This window comes from Synechococcus sp. BDU 130192, assembly GCF_963876085.1.
In the GTDB taxonomy this organism is placed as follows: Bacteria; Cyanobacteriota; Cyanobacteriia; order Cyanobacteriales; family MRBY01; genus MRBY01.
Window position 1 is genome coordinate 14,053 of record NZ_CAWNNO010000055.1, and the last position, 23,500, is coordinate 37,552.

Consider the following 23,500-nt stretch of genomic DNA (forward strand, 5'->3'; position numbering starts at 1 on the left):
CCCAAACTTTTTGGAGGGATTCATCTAACGGGAAATAGCCTGCTGGGTTGTCCGATTTTCAGCCACTGGGTTGCCCTCGCCCCGCACCGCCTGGAACATCCCAAACCGACACAGGCCCGTACCAAAGGCTAGGCGCATGAGCAGAATGGTCGGAATTTCCCGTACTGACTTGATAAAACCGGGTAGACCGTATTGCAGCCAACCCCAGGGCCGAATTGCGCCGACCCAAATTGTGTGTAACCAGGAAGGAAGGGTTGCTTGGCTCCAATCAGCGTTAATTACGTGATCTTGAACAAGACCTGTCTCCTCTAGCAGTTCCGAAAAGCCTTCGATGCTCGAAAATTTCGGGTGCGCCCATTGGTCAAGGAGTTGAGTCATCACGGGTTTTTCCCACCAGTTGAGGGGAATTTGGCGATCGTCCCGTTGGTTCCAGTCGGCGACAACTAATTTTCCGCCTGGCTTCAGTACCCGGAGCAGTTCCTGGGCAAAAATCGCCTTATCGGGCATGTGGGGGCCAGCTTCTACAGACCAAACCACATCAAAGCTACCATCGGCGAAGGATAAATTCATCGCATCATCAACGGCAAATTTGGCGCTGATTCCTGGGGGGGTGAGTTGGGTTGCCCGCTCCACTTGCTTGGGACTGATGGTGATCCCAGTTACGTCAAAGCCATAGTCTCGCGCGAGGATGCGGCTACTGCCACCGATGCCACAGCCCACATCCAGCACTTTAGTTCCAGGGGGTAATTGATCCAAACCGCCCCAGCGCACCATTTCGTGGACAAAATCTGCCTTAGCTTTGAGGAAATTTTTCGCCCTCGGGGGGTTGCCGTAGTGACCAAGGTGAATGTGTTCGCCCCAGTAATATTCAAGGATGCCGTCCTCGGTCCATTCGTCGTAGGAGTCGGCGACGGTGTCGGTAGATTGGTAACGGCGGGCTGTCAGCAGATAGCTAATGAGGGCGATCGCCAAAATTGTGGCACTAATCCCCAGGGCAAGGAGCAAGATATTCATGGGTTGAGTTTGCGTGAACTGCGGCAAAAAGGGCTCAAATTATCCTAACTGATCCACGCCGGGAGACAGGCGATCGCCTTTTTTAAAGCTTTGAGAATCGAAAAATCTATCCCAGGGAAGATTGCTTTTACATCGTTGACTAGAAGCGGATTTTATATATTTTTGTTAAGTTGGACGGGCATCTACTGCAAAATATTCACTTTTTTTGATTTTTACGCAGCTTCAAGCATCTTTTTTTATGAATTTAGATTTTCTTACCCGAAGTATTTTGGGGAATACCCTCGCCGCCTATGCCATGGCGATCGCCGTGCTGGTGGTGGGCTTTCTCCTGATCAATGGGTTCAGGGCGCTCATTCTCAGTTCACTGCGGCGCTGGGCCAAAAAGACCCAAACGACCCTCGATCCGCGCATCACAAAAATTCTCAGTCAATCCCTAGTGCGTCTCCTCTATGTAGGGAACGTTTTTTTGGCGATTGGAAATCTCAACTTGCACCCCATTTTGAACCAAGCGGTGCGGGCTTTAACGGTTATTGCGACGACGGTGATCGGCATTCAGCTCATTTCCCAATTGGCAGAATATGCGATTCGCTCCTACCTCCTGCGTAAAGGCGACATTGAGCTAGAACAGAGTTTTAGTGCGCTGATGCCCATTTTGCGGGCCATACTCTGGGCTATCGGTGCGGTCTTCCTCCTGGATAACCTCGGCTTTGATATCTCTGCTGTGGTCGCCAGTCTGGGGATTGGGGGTTTGGCGATCGCCTTTGCGGCCCAGGGGATTTTAACGGATTTATTCAGTTACTTTTCCATCGTCCTCGACCGTCCCTTTGCCCTGGGAGACTTTATTATCGTGGGCGATTTCATCGGTACCGTGGAATATATCGGTATCAAAACCACGAGGCTCAAGAGTCTCAGCGGCGAAGAAATCGTTATGGCCAACACCGACCTCACAGGCTCCCGCATCCGGAACTTTAAGCACATGAAGCGGCGACGGATCGTCTTTAGCCTCGGTGTGCTTTACGAAACGCCTAAAGAAAAATTAGAAATTATTCCGGCCCTCATCCAGGACATCATTAGCGCCCAGGAACAGGTTAGTTTCGACCGGGCTCACTTTGCCAACTATGGCGATTTTAGTCTGAACTACGAAATTGTCTACTACGTTGAAAGTAGTGACTACGCCCTCTACATGGACACCCAACAGAAAATTAATCTAGCCATCTTTGAGGCGTTCAGTCAGCGGAACATTGAATTCGCTTACCCGACGAATGTGACCTACGTCCAGGGCTTAAATACTAACGCCGAAAAGGCGATCGCCCCAGAAACTGCCACGAACAGTTAATTCCTTAAATTATTGATCACAGTGCTGCCCCCAAGTTTTAAATTTGGGGGTTTTTTCTGGCTAGATATCGCCCCCAGCCACAAAATTTCGTCATAATAATCAACTGTTGCGTATTTCCCCAAAAGCGATGCCCCTTGCCCCCCTCAGTTGGCCAGAACTCGAAGCCCTCACCGATTTTCAGCTTGACTACGAAAATGGCCCGACCAATGCCCAATCCTGTTTACGGCTCTTTGGTCAGTCAGAAAGCGATATTCGGGTCACTCTCTACCGGGATAACCATGCCTGGTGTCCCTACTGCCAAAAAGTCTGGCTCTGGCTAGAGGAAATGCGCATCCCCTACCGCATCAAAAAAGTAACCATGTTTTGCTACGGCGAAAAAGAAGCCTGGTACAAACAAAAAGTCCCCTCTGGCATGCTCCCAGCCCTTGAACTCGATGGACGCATGATCACCGAGAGCGACGATATTTTACTCGCCTTAGAACAGGCATTTGGGCCGCTTACTTTCAGTCTGACGGATCCCAGAGTTTTGCCCCTACGCCGCTTAGAGAGATTACTATTCCGCGCCTGGTGCAATTGGCTCTGTCGGCCACCGCTATTCCCCGGACAAGATAAAGAAGGTCGCCGCAAGTTTATCCAAGTGGTGCAACAGGTAGAAGAAGCCTTAGCCGCCACCCCAGGCCCTTACTTCCTCGAAGAATTTAGCGTGGTTGATGTGATTTTCACGCCCTATGTAGAGCGGATGAATGCCAGCCTCTACTACTACAAAGGCTATTCCCTGCGGGAGGAAAATCCTGGATTTGCCGCCTGGTTTGATGCCATGGAAACTCGCCTAACTTACCGGGGTACCCAGAGTGATTTCCATACCCATGTCCATGACCTTCCTCCACAAATGGGCGGCTGCTATGCCAACGGCGAACCCCAAGCTTTAGAGAATCAGCTCAAAGTTGATGAAGGGGATTGGTTCGGGCTGCCGGATGTCGCTTACCCTGAGCCAGCCAACGCCAAACAAGAAGCCCTGTACCGGGTGATTAAACATCGCCGCAATATTGTTAAGGTTAATCCCGCCAATGATCAATTTTTTGACCAAGCGTTGCGCTGTGCCCTGACCGCCATGATGACAGGAGAAGTTTGTGAGCCACCCAAGGATGCCGACAAAGCCTTGCGGTATCTGCGCGATCGCCTGAATGTACCGAGAGATATGTCGATCTATGCGGCGAAACATCTTCGCACTGCCCTAGAAAAGACGGCGCAACTGGCAGGTGAAAGACAGGGGGAACCGATCCCGGTGCGCCACCGCCGCGACCAAGATCCGGCCAATTTTCGTTAGAGGTTGATAATTTCCACAGGGTCGAGGGCATCGGCCGGAGTAAAGCCAAAGATTTGACTGTAGAAATAAAATTCACTGTCGAGGGCTTTTTTGATATTTTCAGCCTGGCGAAAACCGTGCTGTTCTCCTTCAAAGGGAACATAGGCGACGGGTAAACCCTTGGTTTTAATCGCTTCTACCATCATCTCCGCTTGGTTGGGGGGGACGACTTTATCTTCTAAACCCTGGAAGAAGATCACGGGACAGGCGAGTTTTTCGGTGAAATGGATCGGCGATCGCCTAATGTATTTTTCCTTTTCTGCGGGATATTTACCGATGAGGCGGTCGAGGTAGCGGGCCTCGAATTTGTGGGTATCGGTGGCGAGTACCTCCAGGTCAGAAATACCGTAATAGCTGGCCCCGGCTTTAAAGACATCATGGAACGTGAGGGCGGCTAAGGTGGTGTATCCCCCGGCACTGCCCCCGGCGATCGCCAATTTTTCCCCGTCAGCTAACCTCTTTGCCACGAGATATTTCGCGACGTTGACGCAATCCTGCACATCGACAATGCCCCAATTCCCATCAAGGCGTTGGTGATATTCCCGACCATAGCCCGTGCTGCCGCCGTAGTTCACATCCACAAAGGCAAAACCCCGACTCGTCCAATATTGAATCCGCAGATTTAAGCTCGCTGCAGCCATCGCCGTGGGGCCACCGTGACTTTTTACCAAGAGAGGTGGTGCCGTGTCCGCAGGGGCTTGGAAATCTTGGTTCGTTGGCGGGTAATACCAGGCGTGAGCGGTGAGGCCGTTTTCCGTGGGAAAGGCGATCGCCTGGGGTTGGGACAGATAGCCAGGATCAATTTTTAACGTGCTGGCTTCCTTGACCCGCACCGTTTCCCCCGTAAATAGATCCAGGGTAACAATGGCGGTGGGTTGGGTGGCAGCACCGCCGATAAAGGCAATCATTTCCCCCTGCACCTGGAGGTCACTAATGCTGCTGTAGGGGACGGGGATCGGCGTAAGGGCACGGCGGTCGGGGTTGAGGGTCGCCAGCTTCCAAGTGCCATGGTCGTTGTAGGTACAGACGAGGGTCGTTTCATCGATAAAGCCGAGGATCGATTCCCCAAATACCCAGTGGGGATAGCCAAATTCCGCTTCGGCAGGATAGACCGCTTGGACAGTTCCCTCAACGTAGCGATAGAGGTTCCAATAGCCGCTGCGATCACCACTGAAATACAACACACCACCGGGCGACCAACGGGGTTCAACGACGGATTCACCATTGCCCCCAGCTACGAGCGTTTTTTCTCCTAAGGTGCCATCTCCTTGAATCGCGGCGATCCAAAGTTGGCTGTTGTCCCAGGGCATATCGGGGTGATCCCAACTAACCCAGGCGAGGGTTTTCCCATCGGGGGAAAGACGGGGCGAAGTGTAGAAATCATTGCCTTCAACAAGGACTTGAAGGTCGCCGGAATCGAGGGTGATCGCCACCAAATCGTTTTTGGGTTCGTGGCCTGGGACGCTGTGGTCTTCGCTAACACAAATTAAACGGTTGCGGGCTGCATCAAGAATGAAATCAGCATAGCGGCGTTGATTTTCTGGGGTGAGGGCTTGGGGTTCCTGGTTTGGCTTTTGGACATAAACGCGGCGATCGCCATCGTTGGAAAAATAAACGGTGCCAGTTTCCGTAATTAAAAAAGCACCACCACCATACTCATGGACACGGCTACGCACATTAAAACCCAGCGGCGTAATATCAACTGTCGTTCCGTCGCTATTGCGTTTTACCAGGACATTGCGCCCTTTTTCCTGGGGTCTGCCCTCAAGCCAGTAAAGATCTGTGCCAGCCCAGGCCACTGCCCCCAAACCAATGCTGCTCGAAACAATCAGGTCAGAGGTAATCGGCGATCGCCAAGTGCCGTAGGGGGCGGTTTGCGGAGTGGCCATGGTAGAAAAAACCCAAGAAAATTCAAACTGATTATTACTCTACCCCTTGGGAAGCCAGGCCCACAATGGTTATTGGCTCGTACAAATGGAATCGACCACCTCACAGCCGGAGCCAAAATCACTACACACATCGAGGGCTGCTGCCTCGGCGCTCTCAATATCAGCCCCCCAGCCGCTGCCATAGGCCTCTGGCCCCATGGCGATCGCCCCACAGGCATTGCGGAACCAGACTAAGGCTTGGCAATCACCGGACGCAGCAAAAAATTCACAATCTTCCACAGCGGCTTGCTCGGCCTCTGCTTGGGTGGGTACATCAATCACATAGCCATATTCCCCGGTGGCCTCCGAAAAGGCGATCGCCCCAAAAAAGACGCCATCAGTCGGGGCGGTAATAACCGGATCGGGTGTTGTTGGTGTGGGGGTTGTCGGGGTTGCTGGCGTGGTCGGATTAGTGGGGTTAGGATTTGGGTTTTCTCCATTTCCCGGTGGCGTTGTTCCCGGATTTGGATTGCTGGGCGTTACCCCTGGTTGGACTTCCCCGGCAATTTGACGTTGTTGCACCACTTGATAAAGTTGGTAGCCACCCAGTCCCAGTAGCCCTAAACCCAGGAGTAATCCCCAGGGAGCGCCGCGTTTTTTGGAACTGTTCTGTTGTAGATCTGCCGCCGAAAAAGAAAGCTCTTCGGCCACATGATAGGTCGGCGGGGCTTGGCCTCCTCCGGTAATCTCTGTTGGCGGTGTGACCGGCGTACCAGCCGCAGCATTAGCATTGGAACCCGTGCCAACTGGTGCTGTGGCAATGGTAGAGGCAACGATGGTCGGTAAAATTTCTGGCATGACCTCCGTGGCTTGATTGTTAGGCATCGCCGCTGTAAGGGCCGCCCGCATTGCCTTAGCCGTCATAAACCGTTCTTTCGGATTAGGCTTAATGGCAAAATTCAGCACCGCCACCAGATGTTGATCCGCGATATTTTGACTGGGCCAGGTTAATTCGCCGGTGATGGGATCATGTTGAAAATCTTGGGGCATCATTCCGGTGAGGAGATAGACCATCGTCAGGGCGAGGGCATACAAGTCACTCGAAAAAACGGGCCGACCGGACGCCTGTTCCGGGGGCATAAATCCAGGGGTACCGATCACGATGGAGCTTTTTGGGGTGGCACCACTGCTCATCATTTGGGTGCCCATAATTTCCCGGACTGCGCCAAAGTCAATTAGTACCGGTTTTTTGTCCGCCTCGCGCAGAATGATATTTTCTGGCTTAATGTCCCGGTGGATAATTTGTTTGGTTTCGATAAATTCCAAAATATCGAGGGTGTCCACCAAGATTTGCCGGACGGTGGCGGCGGACTGGGGCCCTTCATTTTTTAAAAGTGCCTCTAGGGTTTGACCTTCGATGTACTCCTGGACGAGGTAAAATTTGCCATCTTCTTCGAAATAGGCATAGAGGCTCGGAATTTGGGGATTGCTGCCGAGTTCTTCTAGTAATACGGCTTCCCGTTGGAAACGTTCCTGCACCAGACGATAGATTTCGGATTGATCCTCAATGGGCCGAAGCTGTTTTGCGACCCGGATGGGCTGGGAGGGCATGTAGCTGTCTTTTACGAGGTATGTGACGCCAAATCCTCCACTACCCAACTCACGGAGAATTTGATATCGACCAGAACCGATTGTCTGTTTCGTCATGGCTTCAGGTTATATTTCGCGATGTCAAAGGAGTACTTGGGGCCTTTGATGCTTTCATCATAAACGGAGAATCTCAAAAGTCTGGTTAGAGGTGAGAAATTCCCACTTCAAAAAGGCGATCGCCCTTTACTTACCGTCAAATATCAAGGCCGCCCCTGGGAAAATTTCGTTTCTAAAACCAACGTCCACCATGGAAACGCCACAGGGGAAATAAGATGCGCATCAAACTCTGGGACACCACAAAGATCCCCAGCCAAACCGAGCCGTAGTGAATCACAAACCAGGTTAAAGACAGATCTGCCGTTAGGGGTAAGGCGACGCCCGCAAAATTCGGTAAGCCAGCCCACAAAAGCAAAAAGAATATCCCTTCCCAGAGGGCCGCCAGCCATTGTAGAATCGCCGGCCAATCTTGATCCCAACGGTAATTTTGTAAATAGATGTAAAGACAGTCCCAGCCAAGGCCAAAAACGGTGATGTAACCCCAAACCGCCCAATAGACAGCACCAACAGGATTACCCCAGAGTCCCTCTGCAAAGCAGACTGTGAGGAGGGCACCGACCGTACCCATCAAAAGAAGTCGAGTTTGCCAGCGGCCAAGGAGTGTTGGGGTCATGGGGCTTGATTGTTAATCCATTTAAACCATTGGGATAGGGAAGCCAAGGGATGCAAAGGGCGCACCTGGGAAGCATTTTCCTGAGCCAAGGCTTCTACTGATTTTAGGGCACAGTATTGCAACCCCAAAAAGCTATCGACGGCGGCATGGGGGCCACCAAAGGTAATGGCTCCGGCGGCGTACATTCGTCCTGAGCGGTTACGCATTTCCGGCATTTCAAAATCATTGTTCACCTGGAAGCGGCCAAGGGCATTCAGGGTCAGTTGGTAATGGGTCACGAGGTCATTGAGCAGGGGGGTGGATTTGACTTTACCATCGAGACCCGTGGCGTCAATGATGTAGTTGGCGGTGAGGGTGAGTTCCCCTGTGATACCTTTTTCGCGAATCCGCGTCACCGGACGTCCTTGGGCATCGGGTTCGACGGCTACGACATCCCCAAAAACAATTCGATACCAGCCTTTATCTAAACCCGTTTGGATAATATCGCGCCAGTCATGGCGATCGGCGGTGGTGGTGCCGCCCCAATCGGCCAGGAGGTTAGTGCGTTCCCTGGGGGCAGCGTTTTCTAATTGTTCGCGCAGGGTGCCGCCCCAACAGGCCTTAGGCCAATTAAATGGTTGCAGTTCAAAATGGTTGCTCACGGGTCGCTGGGCCAGGCCAAATTTATTTCCCACGGGTTTTGGCGATCGCATTAGGTGCAAGATCGAAATGTTGGGGTTACGGCGGCGGGCTTCGTAGATGCGCTGGATCACCCTAGAGGCGACAATCCCCCGACCCCGAATCAAGACTGTCCCCCCCTGGCGTTCGAGGGTGCTATAGACGTGGTCATGTTCCTCGTAGGCATTGACGACCGTTTTAAAATCCCCTGTTTTTTCGCGGTAGTCCTGGAGATCTGGCAAAAATTGGATCACCGGATATCCGGTACACAGATGAACATAACGGCCAATGACAAAGGCATGGCGGCCCCGTCCCGCAGAATAGGCGATCGCATAACGACCATCATCGGTTTTCCGGATTGCCCGCACCCGCCCAAAGCGATACATATGGTGCCACCCAATCCGTGCCGCCTCTCGGTCGATAGATTTGAAGACATTGCCAGAACGAGGCGTATAGGTTTCCGTCAAAATCGGTTCCGTGAAGACCTGCCAGAGATGCCGTAGAGCTGCCTGGAAATGTCCCCGCAAAAAATCGCCGTAGGCTTCCCGTAACGCATAGCTCGGCCAACCCCAGAGATTATCCGGACAAGAATCCGAGTTCGACCGTAGCCGCTCGTGGGCAGGAATTTGCGAGTTTAAGCAGAGCCGTTGGTAGCGGCCATAGGGTTTTCCTTCTAGGCCCAAAGCACGAACTTGCTGGGCCTGCACCCCGTAAACCCGTAAAAAATCAACCCAAATATAACTGCCAAGCCCGGCCCCAATGGCCACATAGTCTATCTCTTCGACGGGCAATCCGGTGGCATATAACTGTTGGGGGCTGACATACTGCGCTTGAAATTCTGCGGGGGGAAAGGTTTCTAATGGGGAACTGCTGCTGGGGGGATCCGGCAGTTGTTGGTCTGGCACCTGAATAAAAGAATCGCTGGAGCGGCGCTGGGTCGCAGGTTGGTTGGGGGCGGTGGTGGTAATCGAAATTTCATAGGGGCCAATCCGCACCACATCCCCAGATTTCAAGCTCCTTTGGGTTTGGCGCTGGCCATTCACAAACACGCCATTGCTACTATTTTGATCCCCAATCCACAGTTGATCGGCCTGAAGAGAAATGAGGGCATGGTATCGAGAAACTTGGGAGCTATTGAGGGTTAATTTGGCGACAGGTTGTCCATTGGCGATCGCCGTCGGCATACTGTTGGCATCACGACCAATGGCAATGGGTAACCCCAGGGCTAAGGTTTGCACGTCACTTGTGAGGGGATCTTTCCAGCTTAACCAGACCTGCTGCAATGTTGTCATATCAATGAATTCTGAGGAGAAACAAGAGAAACCCTAGGACTGTGGCCGCACCATCATCACCGTATTTGCGGCGGCTAAGGAAAATCCACACCAGGGACACCCTTGTTTAAGCACTTGCTCATCATACCGAGAAACCTTGCCACAGGACGGATTAGGGCATTTTAAACCGTAGGCTGAGGCCGTATTGGGGACTTGGGGTTGGGGCGGGGCTGCCACCTGAACTTGGCCTGGTAGGACTAACTGGGATACCTGCAATTGAATGCGACCCAGTTGAATCTGGCTGCCCTGGGATAGATTGGCTGTTCCTTGGGTCAGTTGGAAGCCATCAATGAGGGGAGGATTAGAGGGACGCAGATTCTGAATGAGCGCAGCATCTAAGGCCGCACTAAAAAATAGCTCAACATGGAGAGAAGAAACACTGCGGTCAGCAAAGATAATGTCACACTGGGCTGGGTCTCGGCCAATCCGCAATTTTTGGGCAACTTTTGTGGTTGCAGCTTGGTGGAATGTGTAGTGGTGTAGATGATTTTGTAACGACCACGCTAGGGTTAATTTTTCCATTGTCCTCAAGACTGACTGCGCGTAGCTGTCTAAGTATAGATTGGCTTTGTCTTCTGTCAAATTATAATAATCATCCGCTAAAAAGAAGCAGAAACTTTATGGTTTTTAATGGCCAGATGTTAGCTTTATTCATGCCGATTTAGTGATGCTCTTTGTCAAAAATTTAGTTTTTAAATCAATAGTTTTTTGAACAAATCAACTCTTTTCTATGGGAAATTGATCGACATTTAAAGGTGAATCTATTTTTCAACGACTGTCCTCAAGGATTTCTAAAAAGCGAATTATTTTTTTGGAGAAAAGACACTTTTTTTGATCCAGGCCAATGCTGCGGACGTATTTTGTTGGGGTCGATTCCCGATAAAATAGGCTTGAGTGAATTTTACGAAAAGAGCTTGGGAGCTGACTGGTATGCTAGCAATGTGCAAACGGCTAATGGCGATCGCCTTGGTTATGGGGATTATAAGTTTCGCCTGGGGCAATTTTGACCCACCAAAGGTCTGGGCCGTAGACTACAACAAGCGCACCTTTATTCAAGAAGATTTTTCCCACCAGGACTTGCGGGACAATAGTTACGATCTCTCCAGTCTCCGGGGCTGCGATTTTAGTTATTCAGACCTGCGGGGGGTGCGTTTTTTCTCGGCTAATCTCGAATTCGTCAACTTTGAAGGGGCTGATCTCCGGGGAGCCGTCTTAGATTCTGCCCGCATTGGCCACGCGAACTTTAAAAATGCCAACCTAGAGGGGGCTTTCCTCGCCAGCGTCAAAATTACGCCATCCACAGTCATTGAAGGGGCCGATTTCACCGATGCCCTGATCCTGGCGCGGGAAAATGACAAGCTTTGCGAACTGGCCAGCGGCACCAATCCCACCACAGGCCGTGACACCGCAGCAACCCTATACTGCCCCTAGGTTTTCTGCGCGATCAAGTTTCATCAAAATATTGAATCACTGCCCATTGACCACCTGAGCGACCCTGGCGAGGTGGTTTTTGTTTGGGGTTTTATTGACTTTCAACGATAAATTCAGGGAAGCTGAAACAAAATATCTTGGGGTTTACCATGGCTGATTCTGGGCGCAATCCGTTGCAATATCTACCGCTTACCGTCGGGATGATCGGGGGCACTATGTTGATGGTTAACCGTTTACTGACTCCCGCCCTCAGCGATTCCCAGGCCCGTTCCGACGTGGTGGGGGTAATTCTCAGTGCTGTTTTGATTTTGACCACCTTGCTATGGGAACAGATCCAGCCCAAGGCTCCAGAAGCGGTGATTCTAGAAGGAGAAGAGCAGTTTGAATTGGCCGAGGATCTGCCGGACGCTGTCAAAACAGAGTTGGCTTGGGCATCCCACCTACTCTTGACCAATACGGTGACGAAATCGGTGGTGGTTTACCGTGATGGCGAGACAATTCTGCGGCGGGGCATTTTTGGGGCGAAAAAAGATTTTAATGTTGGGGCGATCGCCAAACGGGTTCTTGAAACCCAAAAGGCCGTGTATCTGGTGACCTTAAAAATGTATCCGGGGCGGGTTGAATTTGATTATTTGCCAGAAAATACCCAGGGCATTATTTGTCAGCCCCTCGGTGAAACAGGTCTCTTAGTTTTGGGGACAAATATTCCCCGTAGCTATACAAAACAAGATGAAAATTGGGTCGCAGCTCTTGCTGAGAAATTGGCGATCGCCCTTGCGGAGGTTTAGGGATTTTCGGGTGAAGAGTTTCCCATACAAATTGAATCTTAATAGAACAAAACCACCCAGAACCTACTTTCCTGAGAACTTCCGGAACCCTTTAACGAAGACTCTCTGGAGACATTAACTGAATCATCTTGCTGCCCGACTTGACAGTTTATTCAGTTAGGTTGCTCCCTGCTGCTACAGGTGGTTGGAAGTATGGATTTCGCGCTTGAGTGGTTTTGCTTCGTTCGACGAGACAGATATGCAAAGAAACAGCTTGGTTTATCTCCTTAACTAACTTTACTTTACTCAGACAGTGGCTGTTTTATCTGCCAGGGAAGTTAAGTTCTATCTAACTTCAATTCTTAATTTAACAGGGTTTCTTGACCAAAACAATTACTTTCAATGAAAGTTTATTCTTCACTGAGTAAAAACAATTTTTTCTGTGAAGAAAAGTAAATACTTAGCCTCAAGTTTACCCGGTCGATTTTCCAGGCGATCGCCCCCTTACACAAACGGCTATGGTAGCTTGGGAAAAGATTTCTCTTTGGGCCTGTCAATGCTCTACATCCAAGATTTGGTGTACCATCCTGCGGCAACGCCTGAGCCGATTTTGCAGCAGGTGAACCTTAAGTTAGCTCCCCAGGAAATGGGAATGATTGTGGGGCCGAGTGGCTCTGGGAAAACGACGTTACTCGAAATTTTGGCGGGCTTGGCCCAGCAGACCCAGGGGCAGATCCGCTGGCAAGAACAAACTTTAAGTAATCTCCACTTGCAACAGTTGGCGGGCCTCGTGTTTCAATTTCCGGAGCGTCACTTTTGCGCCTCGACGATTTTAGAGGAAGTCCGGTTTGGCCATCCAGAATTACGCCTAGAACAAATCCAAGATGCTTTGGCGGAGGTGGGTCTCGAAAATTTGGATCTCAAGGCTTCACCCCATGCCCTGAGTGGCGGCCAGCAACGGCGTTTATCCCTCGCGGTGCAATTAATTCGCCAGCCAAACCTGTTGATGTTGGATGAACCGACGGCGGGCTTGGATTGGTCGATGCGATCGCAGTTGGCAAAATTACTGGCGAAACTCAAACAACATTGGACGTTGCTCATCGTCACCCATGATCCCCACGAGCTAGAGGCGATCGCCGACCGTTGTTGGCACATTGATCGGGGTCAAGTTACTGTAACAAAGGAGCCTGGGGTCGCAAATACGTCGGCGGGATAAGCTGCTCCAGGTGCCAAGGGGCGGCAACCTTGGCAAGGGCTTGGGCATCCAACAAGTTTTCTACATAGGGCATCACCCCAAGCACCGGGATTTGGGTGAACTGTTGCACCATAGTCGGTGGCGTCAAAGCTTCAATTTGTCCCATGGCTTCGGGGGTACCGCAACTGAGGATGATTCCCTTGAGATTAACCTTCCGTTCCCGCGCCAAACTCACCTGGGCGATCGCCTGACCAATAGAACCCAATTTCACCGGCACCACCAACAGCGTCGGTAACTTCCACTGCCCTGCCAAATCTGCCACCGTCAACTCGTCAGTTACAGGCGATCCCAAGCTCCCCAGGGACTCAGCAATGACAAAATCTTGAGCATTACTCAAATCCTGTAACTCCTGCCAGACGATCCCCAGATCAATGGCTTTTCCCTCTAAGCGGGCAGCCACCGGGGGCGCAACCGGGGTTTCATACTCCAAAGGCACCTTGAGAACTGTTCCCCCATCACAGAATTTTTCGTACCATTGGCGATCGCCGATCCCTGTCTGGAGTAGTTTGATTACCCCTAGCCGAGAAAAAGGAAGAAAATGACGCCAATAGGCAATCAGGGCCGAGCTGACCACTGTTTTCCCCACTTCTGTGTCTGTTCCCGCGATTAACAAGCAATTTTGCAGCATAGAAAAATTTCAAATTGAATTTAAAGGTTTATTGAGTACAATAGACCCTGAAGATCAGCACCTTCCTTAACAATTTTTTTATTTTCTATTAACCCTAATCCTTTCCAGTGGCGATGATTGCCCCCAATGGTTTTACCGTATCTATCCAGTCTAAAAAATGGGGTTAAGTAATTGTACTTTGGTAACACATATCATCGAAACGACCAAAAGGAGGATTATGGTGTCTGCACTGATCCCTTGGATGTCCTTTATCAAACCGAAAGAGAGGTTTATTCTGCTGTGAGCCACTCCGCCACCCTCGCCTTACAATCTGTTCTGCAAACCCCCACTGATAGCAACCGTCTCCGGATTTTTTCGGGATCGGCGAATTTGCCCCTAGCCAACGAAGTAGCCCGTTATCTGGGCATGGATCTTGGCCCCATGATCCGGAAGCAGTTTGCCGACGGTGAAATGTACATCCAGGTGCAAGAGTCGATCCGAGGTTGCGATGTTTACCTCATTCAACCCTCCTGCCGTCCGGTCAACGATCACCTAATGGAACTGTTGATCATGATCGATGCCTGTCGTCGGGCTTCGGCACGCCAAATCACAGCGGTGATCCCCTACTACGGCTATGCCCGCGCCGACCGTAAAACCGCTGGTCGAGAATCCATCACAGCGAAACTGGTGGCTAACTTGATTACCCAGGCAGGGGCCGGTCGGGTATTGGCAATGGATCTCCATTCGGCGCAAATCCAAGGGTATTTTGACATTCCCTGTGACCATGTCTACGGTTCCCCGGTGATCATCGATTATCTCAAAAGCAAAAATTTAGAGGATATTGTGGTGGTCTCTCCCGATGTGGGGGGGGTGGCGCGGGCGCGGGCCTTTGCGAAAAAGTTAGACGATGCGCCCTTGGCCATTATTGATAAACGTCGCCAGGCCCACAATGTCGCCGAAGTGATGAACGTCATCGGGGAAGTTAAAGGAAAAACAGCGATCCTTGTTGATGACATGATCGACACCGCTGGGACGCTCCAGGAAGGGGCCAGATTACTGAAGAAGGAAGGGGCTAAGGAAGTGTACGCTTGTGCGACCCATCCAGTCTTTTCTGGGCCTGCGGTGGAACGGCTCTCCAGTGGCCTGTTTGAGGAAGTTATCGTAACCAATACAATTCCGGTGCCTGCCGATAAGCAATTTGAAGAACTGACGGTGCTGACGGTGGCCAATCTCCTCGGTGAAACCATTTGGCGCATCCACGAAGAAAGTTCTGTGAGCAGTATGTTTCGGTAAATTTTGGCTTGGCTAGAACAATTAATTGGTTTTGGGGAGGGAAAGATCATTTGTCCCTCTTTTTTTAGGCAATTTTCAACCAAAGGCGATCGCCCCCGGTGATCTAGAAGAATCTTCTACAATGGGGAGCGGCCGTTATTCTCAAATTGTGTTTAGAAAGTTTTATGGTAGTTGAGCAAATCCTGGATCTCGCCAAACAAAAGGGTATCGAAGCGGAGGTGTACTACCGCAGTAGCCGTGATACTCCCATCGATTTTGAGAATAATCGCCTCAAGTCCCTCGAAACCAAAGCGAGCCAAGGGGTTGCCCTGCGGGTGGTCGTCGATGGGAAATTGGGCTTTGCCAGTGCCACGGATTTAACGCGCCTCGAAGATGTCGTCGATGCGGCGATCGCCACGGCAGAAATCGGTGATCCCGTGGATTTTGAGTTTGCCAAGGATTTTCAAGGGGTTGTCCCCGAAAGCGATTATGTGCTGCCAGAAACCGCGAAACTGGTAAAAATTGGCGAAACCCTCATCGAAAAAGTACGGGCTTACAACGACGATATTCTTGTCAGTGCGGGGTTCCATATCCGCTCTGGTCAGACCAAACTGGCCACTACCAGCGGCGTCTATGGCGAGCGCAACAGCAAAATTGTTAGTGCCAGCCTGGGGGGAAATCTTGTCCAGGGGGAAGATTTTCTCAATGCCTACGGTTACGATGTCGCCAAGGATGGGGAACCCGATTACGACAAAATCCTCGCTACCCTCATCGAAAAATATACCAACGCCGAAAAAGCAGCCCAAATCACCAGCGGTCAATACCCGGTGCTGTTTACCCCCAGGGCGGCCCTCAGCGCCATCGGCGGCCTGTTTGATACGATTCTTTCCGGTCAAGTGGTCGTGCAAAAAGCCTCACCCCTCGCCGGAAAAATTGGCGAACAACTCTTTGGCGATCGCCTAAGTATTTACGAAGATCCGACCATCGGTGTTTCTGCCTGTCCCTTTGACGACGAAGGCACCCCCACCCAGAAAAAAACCTTTATCGAAAACGGCATTGTCCAGCAATTCTATTGGGATCGCCAGTGGGCCGCCCGGGGCAACGCCGAGGCCCAGGGGAACGGTTTCCGGGGCGGTCTTTCTCGTCCCAGTCCCGACATGGTGAACTTTTGCATGGGGGCCGGGAAAACCCCGTTAACGGAGCTGATCAAGGGCATGAAGGAAGGCGTGATCGTTGATCAAGTGTTAGGAGCGGGTCAGTCTAATCAGCTAGCTGGGGAATTTTCCGTGAACCTCGACCTCGGTTACAAAGTCGAAAACGGCGAAATTGTTGGTCGCCTGAAAAATACCATGGTGGCGGGCAGCATCTTCGAGGCCTTTGCAGATTTGGTTGATTTTAGTGACACCTGCGAATGGGTTGGTGGCAGCGCCTATATGCCAGCGATTCTGTTCGGCAAGTTGGGGGTTGCGTCCAGGGCAGTTTAAAATTGCCATACTTGCCCCTGCATTGTGAGCGATGATGCCTGTGAAATCTTTGATCCGATTGCTGAGTCTCTGTTGTGTGTGTGTCCTCTGCCTGGCGGGTTGTGTGGACTATGATGTGGAGATCGCCTTCGACCACCAGCACCATGGCGAAATTCACCAGCATCTCCAGTTGGGGGATGAGTTTACGAACTTTAATCAGCAAGAAGCAAAGCACTGGCTCAAAAGTGTGGAAAAACGCGCTAGGGGGCTCCATGGTTCTGCCCAGCGGCTCTCGACCCAGGAGTTGGATGTACGAATTCCCTTCCACAATGGGGCAGATTTAGTAGAAAAGTTCAATGACTTTTTTAACCCGGAAGGACAAAATCTCCAGGCCACGGATCTCGATTTGGTACAACTCAAATCGGCGATCGCCCTTGAACAAAAAAACTGGCTTTTGTTTGAACGTAACCGAGCCACTTTGGACGTAGATTTGCGGGCCTTGGGCGTTTTGTCCCAGCGGGGCAGTTTGATCCTCAGTCCCGGTTCCCTCCTGGATTTAGACGTCAGCCTAAAAACGCCTTTGGGAGCACGGGTAATTAATCGCAACACGACGACTGCGCCTGTGACTCGCAAGGAAGGCGATCGCCTAATTTGGACATTACAACCGGGGCAGCTCAATCATCTGGAAGTGGCCTTTTGGGTGCCCAGTTGGGTAGGCCTTGGCTCCGGGGGTCTAGTGGCGTTGTTATTTCTGGGTTATTACCTAAAATATCGCCGTTTGCCAGTGTAGTTGCTGATCTATCGCTATTGTTAAATTAATTGCCCTTATCTTTTGCGTCCTATGGTTGCCACCCAAGCCGAACCCTTGATTGAATTGCGGGGAATTTCCAAGGCCTTCGGGTCAAATGTCATTCTCGATGATGTTGACCTGAGCATTTATCGGGGAGAAGCCCTCGTGATTATTGGCCCCTCCGGTACGGGGAAATCCACCATCCTGCGAATTATTGCGGGACTACTGGCAGCAGATGCAGGGGAAATTTATATCAATGGCATCAAGCGCCGGGGACTGATCGAGGATGGCAACGATCCCATTGGGATCAGCATGGTCTTCCAGCAGGCGGCCCTCTTCGACTCCCTCACCGTGGCGGAAAATGTCGGTTTTTTGCTCTATCAACATTCAAACCTGTCTGCGAGAACCATTCGCGAATTGGTAGAAGAACGGTTGGATATGGTGGGGTTGTCAGGGGTCGGCGATCGCTACCCATCTCAACTCTCTGGGGGGATGCGCAAGCGGGTTAGCTTTGCCCGGGCAATCATGGCCAACCCTGATAACCCGAAGGACAATCCCGAAATTATTTTGTACGATGAACCCACCGCTGGCCTTGATCCCATTGCCTCAACGGTGATTGAAGATCTCGTGCGCCATCTCCAGCAAATGCAAGGGGTTTGTGGCACCTACGTGATGGTCAGCCACCAGGACAGCACGATTCGTCGCACCGCTGACCGAGTTATTTTTCTCTATGGCGGTAAGATCCAATGGACGGGGACAGTGGCAGAAATTGACCAGACCGATAATCCCCTCGTGCGCCAGTTTTTTGACGCGGCGGTGGAAGGCCCGATTAAAGTTATCGGCTAAAATTCATCCTCCCCCATACAATAAAACGTAAATTTATTCCCCCTACTGACGAATCCAATGCGATCGCGTACCCTCAAAGAAGGCTCCCTCGGTTTATTTATTTTCGCTGGACTCTCCCTGCTCGGCGTCGTGCTCATCTGGCTGACAGGGGCAACCCTGGGGAAACGCACCTATTCGATTAATGTCCGCTTTGACAATGCCAATGCGATGCAAGAGGGGGCGATCGTCCGCTACCGGGGTCTGGAGGTGGGGCGCATCATTGACGTACAACCTTCCAGCAATGGCGTTGAGATCCAAATTCAAATCCAAACTCCCGATCTGATCATGCCGCGAGAGGTCGTGGTCGAGGCAAACCAAGGGGGACTTATCGGAGAAACCTCCCTCGAAATTATTCCCCAAACAGAATTAACCCAAGCAGAAATGGCCCAGAGCCCCTTCGCAGCGGACTGCCCGGAAAAAGGAGCAATTCTCTGTGATGGCACCACCCTAGAGGGGGTGATCGGGGTGAGCTTCGAGCAGGTGCTCCGCAACACCACCAAATTTAGTGAACTGTACGGTGATCCAGAGTTTTTTGAAATTGTGCGTACCTTGGCGGACAATTCCAGTGATGCGGCGGCCCAGGTGGCGATCCTTACCGAAGAATTAGCGCTGCTTTCTAAGGAAGTGCGGGGGGAAGTGGATAATTTTGCCGAGAATGCCCAAGCCATTAGTGATGCGGCAGTGACCAGTTCCAATCAACTCAACCGCACCCTTGAACAGGTGAATACGCTAACAGGGAATTTTAATAGCCTTGTGGTCGAAAATCGCCAGGCTCTGGTGGGTACCCTCAATAGCATTGGGCGCACCAGTGATCAAATGCAGCGCACTTTGGCTTCCTTTGATACGACCCTCGATACGGTCAATCAAAATCTCAGTGCAGCGAATACCGAGGAAATTTTGGATAATCTCACGGTGCTAACGGCCAACGCGGCAACGGCTTCGGAAAATCTCAAGGATGTCTCAACGGCCCTGAACGATCCAACCAATGTGTTGATGTTGCAAAAAACCCTTGATGCAGCCCGGGTCACCTTTGAAAATACTCAAAAAATCACTTCAGACCTGGATGAGCTAACGGGAGATCCGCAGTTTCGGAAAAATCTGATTGATTTGGTGAATGGTCTCAGTCAGTTGGTTTCCTCGACGGATCAACTGCAACAACAGATTCAGGTGGCTAATCGCATTGAGCAACAGCGCCCCATTTATAACCAGCAACGACAAATCTCGTTACGCTCTAAGTCCCAACACCCAGACCAAGGTCAGTCCAGAAATTAACCAGACAGAAATCGGCTAGAGACTTTTGGTGAGCTTAAGAACCATTTTCAGAGATTGGATAATTTTTTTCTCAAAAACTCTTGGCGATCGCCAAATGAGTATGCTATATTCGTTCAAGTCAAAACGAGCGGATGTGGTGGAATTGGTAGACACGCACGCTTGAGGGGCGTGTGGAGCGATCCTTGCGAGTTCGAGTCTCGCCATCCGCATACCATAAAAAACAGAAAGCCTTCCCAAACCTCAGGGGGAGGTTTTTTTGTGTTTAAAGTTAGCCTGAAAGATCAGCAGCAGCAAGGTGTTGCTGGAGAAATTCGCACAGGAGTTTTACCTTGATAGAAAGATGGCGATTGATCGGATAGAGGACGTAGGTACTAAGGGTGCGGTGATTGTATTCAGGCAAAACCACCGTGAGTTGTTCTGTCCAGGGGGCTGCATCGAGGATAAATTGGGGTAATTGGGCAATGCCTAAGCCCGCCGCCGCGGCGATCGCCAACGCTTCACCGTTGTTCGCACAAAAAGAGCCGGACACGTTAACAGAAACTTCCCCTTGGGGGCCGACCAAATGCCAGGTATTGCCTGTGGGGCCGTAACGTAAACAGTTGTGGTGAGCCAGGTCCCCAGGACTTTGGGGGATACCATGGCGTTCTAGGTAGCTGGGGGCCGCACAGAGGATTAATTTTGTCTCACAGAGGGGATGACTAATGAGACTGGCCGATTCGACGGGTTCAGCGATCCGAATCACAAGGTCATAACCTTCGGCGATCGCCTCCACAAACCGATCCTCTAGGGTGAGTTGGATTTGCACCTGGGGATATTGGGCCATAAATTTTGCCACGAGGGGGGCCACCTGCATCCGGCCAAAGGTCATCGGCGCGTTTACTCGTAACAAGCCTTTGGGTTCCCCGTGTAGTTGCGAAGCTGATAGCTCTGCCTCCTCTAGATCCGCCAAAATCTGGACGCATTTTTCATAGAAGGCGAAGCCCGTGGGGGTCGGTGTCACCTTGCGGGTACTGCGGTGGAGGAGTTGAACTTGGAGGTGATTTTCGAGGGCAATCACTAGCTTATTCACCGCCGATCGCCCGACATTCATCTGTCGTGCCGCCGCCGCAAATCCTCCCGCTTCCACCACCTGGGTAAAGGCATACAAACTGGCTAACTTATCCATGGCCTATTGTTTCTTTTTAGGATACATTCTGTATATAAAATAGCTTATTGTCTTTTATTTGGCGGCAATCTACAATAGAAGCAATCACCTAAACCCGCTAAAAAACGCCTCGGAGGTTTTTATGATTCAACTCCGTCCCTCTGCTGAAAGGGGTCGTGGCAAACTAGATTGGCTAGAGAGCTACTTTAGTTTTTCGTTTTCCCAGTACTACGATCCGGCCCACATGAATTTTTCTAATCTGCGAGTGATCAATGAAGATTACATCGCCCCAGGCAAAGGATTCGCCACCCATGGCCACCGCGATATGGAAATCGTCACCTATGTCCTCGAAGGGGAATTGGCCCACAAAGACAACATTGGCAATGGTTCGATTATTCGTCCTGGGGATGTGCAACGCATGAGCGCGGGGACTGGCATTTTGCACAGTGAATTTAATCCTTCGTCAGAACAGCCTGTGCATTTACTGCAGATTTGGATTACCCCCGATCAACTGAATGTAGAACCCAGCTACGAGCAAACTTACTTCGCCCCGGAAGAAAAAGAAAATCAATTGCGACTTGTTGCTTCTCCAGATGGGCGCGATCGCTCCGTAAAAATTCACCAGAATGCCTCGATTTATGCGGCGCTGTTGTCTTCTGGAACTACGGTCACCCATCCATTGGCAGAGAGTCGTCGGGCTTGGCTACAGATTGTCAAAGGAAGCCTCACGGTGAATGGCGTTACGATGGAAGCGGGCGATGGGGCTGGCATCAGTGGCGAAACAGAACTGATTTTTGCAGGTCAAGGGGCCGAAACGGAATTTTTATTGTTTGATTTGCCCTAGGTCAGCCGAGTTTGTTGCCCAAAGTTTATAGAGGAAAAATGAATATGGCTAAACCAACGATTGCGGCGAAAAAGCCCATGACGCTGGAACTTGAGGCCGGCGATTATTTCTGGTGTGCCTGTGGTAAATCTGCGGATCAACCCTTTTGCGATGGCAGTCACAAAGGTACAGAATTCAAGCCCCAAAAGTTCACCCTAGAAGAGAAGAAAAAAGTGACGCTGTGTCTTTGTAAACACACCCAAGATGCGCCGTTTTGTGATGGCAGTCATGCCAAACTATAGGCTGATCCGCGCACGGTGACGCAGCCAGGAATCATCGGTTTGATGGGGGGCATTGCGACGGGAAAAAGTACAGTAACGACTTACTTGACCCAACGCTACCAGCTCCCCATTTTTGATGCTGATGTTCATGTCCGTAAGGCGATCGCCAAAAATCACCAAAATGAAAAATAATCAGCATATCGTTTTTTTTCTTGGAGGTTAATGCTTTACCCCTCAAGCGGGTATTAGCTTGGCAACTGATTCAGGCCATGGAACAGAAAGGCTTGAGCCGTTCTGCCTGACAAACAATGCTTGATCCTGGAAATATCTCAGTGGCACTAAAGAAAATGGCAAAGGCAGGGGCGATCATTGGTAAGCAATTGCGAATTGAGTTGAATGATCTTCAAGCATCTGTGGTTATAGTATTTACTTCCTGACCGCTATTCTATGGCCAAAGTCTGCGGTAATATTTTGGTAGATTTGGGTTGTTATGCTGAAGGTGCGGTATAACTCCTAGTTAGCTCTTGAAAAACTAGAAAACCCTTCTAAAGGTAAAATAGTCTCCTATGAAGACAATTGACCTATTCTCTGGCCCTGGTGGCTTATCCATCGGCCTTCGTAGGGCAGGGTTTGGCGTAGAAGCCTGCGTCGAATTCAAGAGAGACGCAATCGAGACTTATGCGCAACATCACCCTGAAGCAACGCACTATAACTCAGATATTCGCGAAATCGATTTCACCCAGTACCAGGGAAAAATCGATTTTTTAGCTGGTGGCCCTCCTTGCCAGCCATTTTCAATTGGTGGGTTGAGAAAAACGAGCAACGATTCTCGTGACATGCTTCCAGAATACCTGCGTGCCCTCACAGAAATACGGCCAGCGGCTTTCCTAATGGAAAATGTACCTGGGCTTGCGCAAAAGCGTGCGCGGCCCTACTTCGATTCAATGTTGGCCCGGATGTCTGGGCTTGGTTATAAACTCAATTGGGCTGTACTTAATTCTGCCGATTACGGGGTGCCACAGAAAAGAAGAAGGTTATTCGTACTGGGTAGTAGAACCACACAACTATGTTTCCCAGCTCCAACCCATGGCCCAGGAACTGAAAAAGATCACCTTTCGGCATTAGAAGTACTGGGGCCTGAGCAAATTGGCGAGTCGCCAAAATCTCCGGTTAAATATGCCAAGTATCCCGATTTACGTCCAAGTCCGTATGCTGGACATATCTATAATGGTGGTGGCCGCCCAATTGATCCGAATGGGCCATGCCACACCATATTGGCATCCTCTGGTGGCCATAAAACTCACTGGATTGATGTAGAAGAGGTGGCGCCAAAATATCATGCCCATCTGAAAGCCGGGGGAGAACCATGGAAAGGTGAAGTTCCGGGAGCAAGACGTCTCAGCGTTGAAGAATGTTCGATTATTCAAACATTCCCAAGAGATTTAGTGTTTGCTGGTTCACGATCTTCTCAATACACCCAAATTGGGGATGCTGTTCCGCCAGATTTCGCGTTTGTAATAGCGAGGTCAGTTTTTTTCCAACTCAACGGAGGCTCATCGGCAGATTTAGCCCCAGCCCTTGAGCCGGATGTTTCGATGATTCAGGGTAGTCTCTAACT

General features: G+C 50.8%; 21 protein-coding genes, 1 tRNA gene and 1 pseudogene. 15 read left to right on the forward strand and 8 right to left on the reverse strand.

Going from position 1 to position 23,500, the window contains the following annotated elements; translation table 11 throughout:
• Nucleotides 1-24: 24 nt before the first annotated feature.
• Nucleotides 25-1,014 (reverse strand): methyltransferase domain-containing protein, encoded by a 990-nt coding sequence (locus AACT35_RS11410; RefSeq protein ID WP_099239524.1) that lies wholly within the window; start codon nt 1,012-1,014, stop codon nt 25-27.
• A 238-nt stretch (nt 1,015-1,252) separates the two neighbouring features.
• Between AACT35_RS11410 and AACT35_RS11415 the strand changes: the two genes are divergently transcribed.
• A complete protein-coding gene (locus AACT35_RS11415; RefSeq protein ID WP_030007738.1) occupies nt 1,253-2,350 on the forward strand; it encodes a mechanosensitive ion channel family protein in 1,098 nt (365 codons plus the stop codon).
• Between the two features lie 127 nt (nt 2,351-2,477).
• A complete protein-coding gene (locus tag AACT35_RS11420; protein ID WP_099239526.1) occupies nt 2,478-3,677 on the forward strand; it encodes a glutathione S-transferase family protein in 1,200 nt (399 codons plus the stop codon).
• On the opposite strand, the gene AACT35_RS11425 is transcribed toward AACT35_RS11420, so the two are convergent.
• The 5 genes from AACT35_RS11425 to AACT35_RS11445 all read right to left on the reverse strand — a co-directional run bounded on the left by AACT35_RS11425 (nt 3,674) and on the right by AACT35_RS11445 (nt 10,414).
• Nucleotides 3,674-5,605 carry a S9 family peptidase gene (locus AACT35_RS11425; protein ID WP_099239528.1) on the reverse strand — a complete coding sequence of 644 codons (1,932 nt, stop codon included), beginning with the start codon at nt 5,603-5,605 and terminating at the stop codon, nt 3,674-3,676. The genes AACT35_RS11420 and AACT35_RS11425 overlap by 4 nt on opposite strands.
• Before the next feature lie 69 nt (nt 5,606-5,674).
• On the reverse strand, nt 5,675-7,291 hold the full coding sequence (locus tag AACT35_RS11430; RefSeq protein WP_012308328.1) for a protein kinase domain-containing protein: 1,617 nt from the start codon (nt 7,289-7,291) through the stop codon (nt 5,675-5,677).
• A 172-nt stretch (nt 7,292-7,463) separates the two neighbouring features.
• Nucleotides 7,464-7,904 (reverse strand): hypothetical protein, encoded by a 441-nt coding sequence (locus AACT35_RS11435; RefSeq protein ID WP_065711458.1) that lies wholly within the window; start codon nt 7,902-7,904, stop codon nt 7,464-7,466.
• Nucleotides 7,901-9,853: an FHA domain-containing protein gene (locus AACT35_RS11440; protein WP_099239530.1), complete on the reverse strand. Its 1,953-nt coding sequence runs from the start codon at nt 9,851-9,853 to the stop codon at nt 7,901-7,903. Before AACT35_RS11440 ends, AACT35_RS11435 begins: the two co-directional genes overlap by 4 nt.
• 33 nt (nt 9,854-9,886) lie before the next feature.
• Nucleotides 9,887-10,414, reverse strand: coding sequence for an FHA domain-containing protein (locus AACT35_RS11445; RefSeq protein ID WP_062436206.1), 528 nt, complete (start codon nt 10,412-10,414; stop codon nt 9,887-9,889).
• Between the two features lie 408 nt (nt 10,415-10,822).
• Between AACT35_RS11445 and AACT35_RS11450 the strand changes: the two genes are divergently transcribed.
• The 3 genes from AACT35_RS11450 to AACT35_RS11460 all read left to right on the forward strand — a co-directional run bounded on the left by AACT35_RS11450 (nt 10,823) and on the right by AACT35_RS11460 (nt 13,306).
• Nucleotides 10,823-11,323, forward strand: coding sequence for a pentapeptide repeat-containing protein (locus AACT35_RS11450; protein WP_099239532.1), 501 nt, complete (start codon nt 10,823-10,825; stop codon nt 11,321-11,323).
• Between the two features lie 149 nt (nt 11,324-11,472).
• Nucleotides 11,473-12,111 carry a cofactor assembly of complex C subunit B gene (locus AACT35_RS11455; protein WP_030007730.1) on the forward strand — a complete coding sequence of 213 codons (639 nt, stop codon included), beginning with the start codon at nt 11,473-11,475 and terminating at the stop codon, nt 12,109-12,111.
• A gap of 535 nt (nt 12,112-12,646) precedes the next feature.
• On the forward strand, nt 12,647-13,306 hold the full coding sequence (locus AACT35_RS11460; RefSeq protein WP_099239534.1) for an ABC transporter ATP-binding protein: 660 nt from the start codon (nt 12,647-12,649) through the stop codon (nt 13,304-13,306).
• Here the strand turns inward: AACT35_RS11460 and bioD are convergent.
• The gene (gene bioD / locus AACT35_RS11465) at nt 13,260-13,973 is read right to left on the reverse strand and encodes a dethiobiotin synthase (protein ID WP_099239536.1); all 714 of its coding nucleotides are present in this window, start codon (nt 13,971-13,973) and stop codon (nt 13,260-13,262) included. The two genes, AACT35_RS11460 and bioD, sit on opposite strands and share 47 nt — an antisense overlap.
• A gap of 279 nt (nt 13,974-14,252) precedes the next feature.
• Here bioD and AACT35_RS11470 point away from each other — a divergent pair, with 279 nt between their 5' ends.
• The 6 genes from AACT35_RS11470 to AACT35_RS11495 all read left to right on the forward strand — a co-directional run bounded on the left by AACT35_RS11470 (nt 14,253) and on the right by AACT35_RS11495 (nt 19,843).
• Nucleotides 14,253-15,245 carry a ribose-phosphate pyrophosphokinase gene (locus tag AACT35_RS11470; RefSeq protein ID WP_012308319.1) on the forward strand — a complete coding sequence of 331 codons (993 nt, stop codon included), beginning with the start codon at nt 14,253-14,255 and terminating at the stop codon, nt 15,243-15,245.
• Nucleotides 15,246-15,409: 164 nt separating this feature from the next.
• The gene (locus AACT35_RS11475) at nt 15,410-16,708 is read left to right on the forward strand and encodes a TldD/PmbA family protein (RefSeq protein ID WP_085519907.1); all 1,299 of its coding nucleotides are present in this window, start codon (nt 15,410-15,412) and stop codon (nt 16,706-16,708) included.
• A gap of 31 nt (nt 16,709-16,739) precedes the next feature.
• Nucleotides 16,740-17,477 (forward strand): DUF3153 domain-containing protein, encoded by a 738-nt coding sequence (locus tag AACT35_RS11480; protein WP_030007726.1) that lies wholly within the window; start codon nt 16,740-16,742, stop codon nt 17,475-17,477.
• A gap of 51 nt (nt 17,478-17,528) precedes the next feature.
• The gene (locus AACT35_RS11485; RefSeq protein WP_030007725.1) at nt 17,529-18,323 is read left to right on the forward strand and encodes an ABC transporter ATP-binding protein; all 795 of its coding nucleotides are present in this window, start codon (nt 17,529-17,531) and stop codon (nt 18,321-18,323) included.
• A 57-nt stretch (nt 18,324-18,380) separates the two neighbouring features.
• Nucleotides 18,381-19,634, forward strand: a complete 1,254-nt coding sequence (locus AACT35_RS11490; RefSeq protein WP_099239538.1) for an MlaD family protein — start codon at nt 18,381-18,383, stop codon at nt 19,632-19,634.
• Nucleotides 19,635-19,761: 127 nt separating this feature from the next.
• Nucleotides 19,762-19,843, forward strand: a tRNA-Leu gene (locus AACT35_RS11495).
• Nucleotides 19,844-19,902: 59 nt separating this feature from the next.
• Here AACT35_RS11495 and AACT35_RS11500 read toward each other — a convergent pair.
• Nucleotides 19,903-20,799, reverse strand: coding sequence for a LysR family transcriptional regulator (locus AACT35_RS11500; protein WP_099239540.1), 897 nt, complete (start codon nt 20,797-20,799; stop codon nt 19,903-19,905).
• A 121-nt stretch (nt 20,800-20,920) separates the two neighbouring features.
• On the opposite strand from AACT35_RS11500, the gene AACT35_RS11505 reads away from it, so the two are divergent.
• From AACT35_RS11505 to AACT35_RS11520, 4 genes and pseudogenes are all read left to right on the forward strand, one after another.
• Complete coding sequence (locus tag AACT35_RS11505) at nt 20,921-21,622, forward strand: pirin family protein (RefSeq protein ID WP_062436196.1); 702 nt, start codon at nt 20,921-20,923, stop codon at nt 21,620-21,622.
• A gap of 44 nt (nt 21,623-21,666) precedes the next feature.
• Complete coding sequence (locus AACT35_RS11510) at nt 21,667-21,903, forward strand: CDGSH iron-sulfur domain-containing protein (protein WP_065711449.1); 237 nt, start codon at nt 21,667-21,669, stop codon at nt 21,901-21,903.
• Nucleotides 21,904-21,945: 42 nt separating this feature from the next.
• Nucleotides 21,946-22,053 (forward strand): annotated as a pseudogene (locus AACT35_RS11515) (dephospho-CoA kinase); the annotation flags it as partial.
• 395 nt (nt 22,054-22,448) lie between these two features.
• Nucleotides 22,449-23,498, forward strand: a complete 1,050-nt coding sequence (locus AACT35_RS11520) for a DNA cytosine methyltransferase (protein ID WP_099239544.1) — start codon at nt 22,449-22,451, stop codon at nt 23,496-23,498.
• Nucleotides 23,499-23,500: the final 2 nt, after the last annotated feature.

Excerpts from the sequence above, each read along its gene's own strand:
- AACT35_RS11460 (WP_099239534.1), top strand. The coding sequence starts at position 12,647 with ATGCTCTACATCCAAGATTTGGTGTACCATCCTGCGGCAACGCCTGAG.
- AACT35_RS11420 (WP_099239526.1), top strand. The coding sequence starts at position 2,478 with ATGCCCCTTGCCCCCCTCAGTTGGCCAGAACTCGAAGCCCTCACCGAT.
- AACT35_RS11480 (WP_030007726.1), top strand. The coding sequence starts at position 16,740 with ATGATGCCTGTGAAATCTTTGATCCGATTGCTGAGTCTCTGTTGTGTG.
- AACT35_RS11505 (WP_062436196.1), top strand. The coding sequence starts at position 20,921 with ATGATTCAACTCCGTCCCTCTGCTGAAAGGGGTCGTGGCAAACTAGAT.
- AACT35_RS11410 (WP_099239524.1), bottom strand. The coding sequence starts at position 1,014 with ATGAATATCTTGCTCCTTGCCCTGGGGATTAGTGCCACAATTTTGGCG.
- AACT35_RS11475 (WP_085519907.1), top strand. The coding sequence starts at position 15,410 with ATGGTAGTTGAGCAAATCCTGGATCTCGCCAAACAAAAGGGTATCGAA.
- AACT35_RS11415 (WP_030007738.1), top strand. The coding sequence starts at position 1,253 with ATGAATTTAGATTTTCTTACCCGAAGTATTTTGGGGAATACCCTCGCC.
- AACT35_RS11430 (WP_012308328.1), bottom strand. The coding sequence starts at position 7,291 with ATGACGAAACAGACAATCGGTTCTGGTCGATATCAAATTCTCCGTGAG.
- bioD (WP_099239536.1), bottom strand. The coding sequence starts at position 13,973 with ATGCTGCAAAATTGCTTGTTAATCGCGGGAACAGACACAGAAGTGGGG.
- AACT35_RS11520 (WP_099239544.1), top strand. The coding sequence starts at position 22,449 with ATGAAGACAATTGACCTATTCTCTGGCCCTGGTGGCTTATCCATCGGC.
- AACT35_RS11455 (WP_030007730.1), top strand. The coding sequence starts at position 11,473 with ATGGCTGATTCTGGGCGCAATCCGTTGCAATATCTACCGCTTACCGTC.
- AACT35_RS11450 (WP_099239532.1), top strand. The coding sequence starts at position 10,823 with ATGCTAGCAATGTGCAAACGGCTAATGGCGATCGCCTTGGTTATGGGG.
- AACT35_RS11485 (WP_030007725.1), top strand. The coding sequence starts at position 17,529 with ATGGTTGCCACCCAAGCCGAACCCTTGATTGAATTGCGGGGAATTTCC.
- AACT35_RS11490 (WP_099239538.1), top strand. The coding sequence starts at position 18,381 with ATGCGATCGCGTACCCTCAAAGAAGGCTCCCTCGGTTTATTTATTTTC.
- AACT35_RS11500 (WP_099239540.1), bottom strand. The coding sequence starts at position 20,799 with ATGGATAAGTTAGCCAGTTTGTATGCCTTTACCCAGGTGGTGGAAGCG.
- AACT35_RS11440 (WP_099239530.1), bottom strand. The coding sequence starts at position 9,853 with ATGACAACATTGCAGCAGGTCTGGTTAAGCTGGAAAGATCCCCTCACA.
- AACT35_RS11435 (WP_065711458.1), bottom strand. The coding sequence starts at position 7,904 with ATGACCCCAACACTCCTTGGCCGCTGGCAAACTCGACTTCTTTTGATG.
- AACT35_RS11425 (WP_099239528.1), bottom strand. The coding sequence starts at position 5,605 with ATGGCCACTCCGCAAACCGCCCCCTACGGCACTTGGCGATCGCCGATT.
- AACT35_RS11510 (WP_065711449.1), top strand. The coding sequence starts at position 21,667 with ATGGCTAAACCAACGATTGCGGCGAAAAAGCCCATGACGCTGGAACTT.
- AACT35_RS11445 (WP_062436206.1), bottom strand. The coding sequence starts at position 10,414 with ATGGAAAAATTAACCCTAGCGTGGTCGTTACAAAATCATCTACACCAC.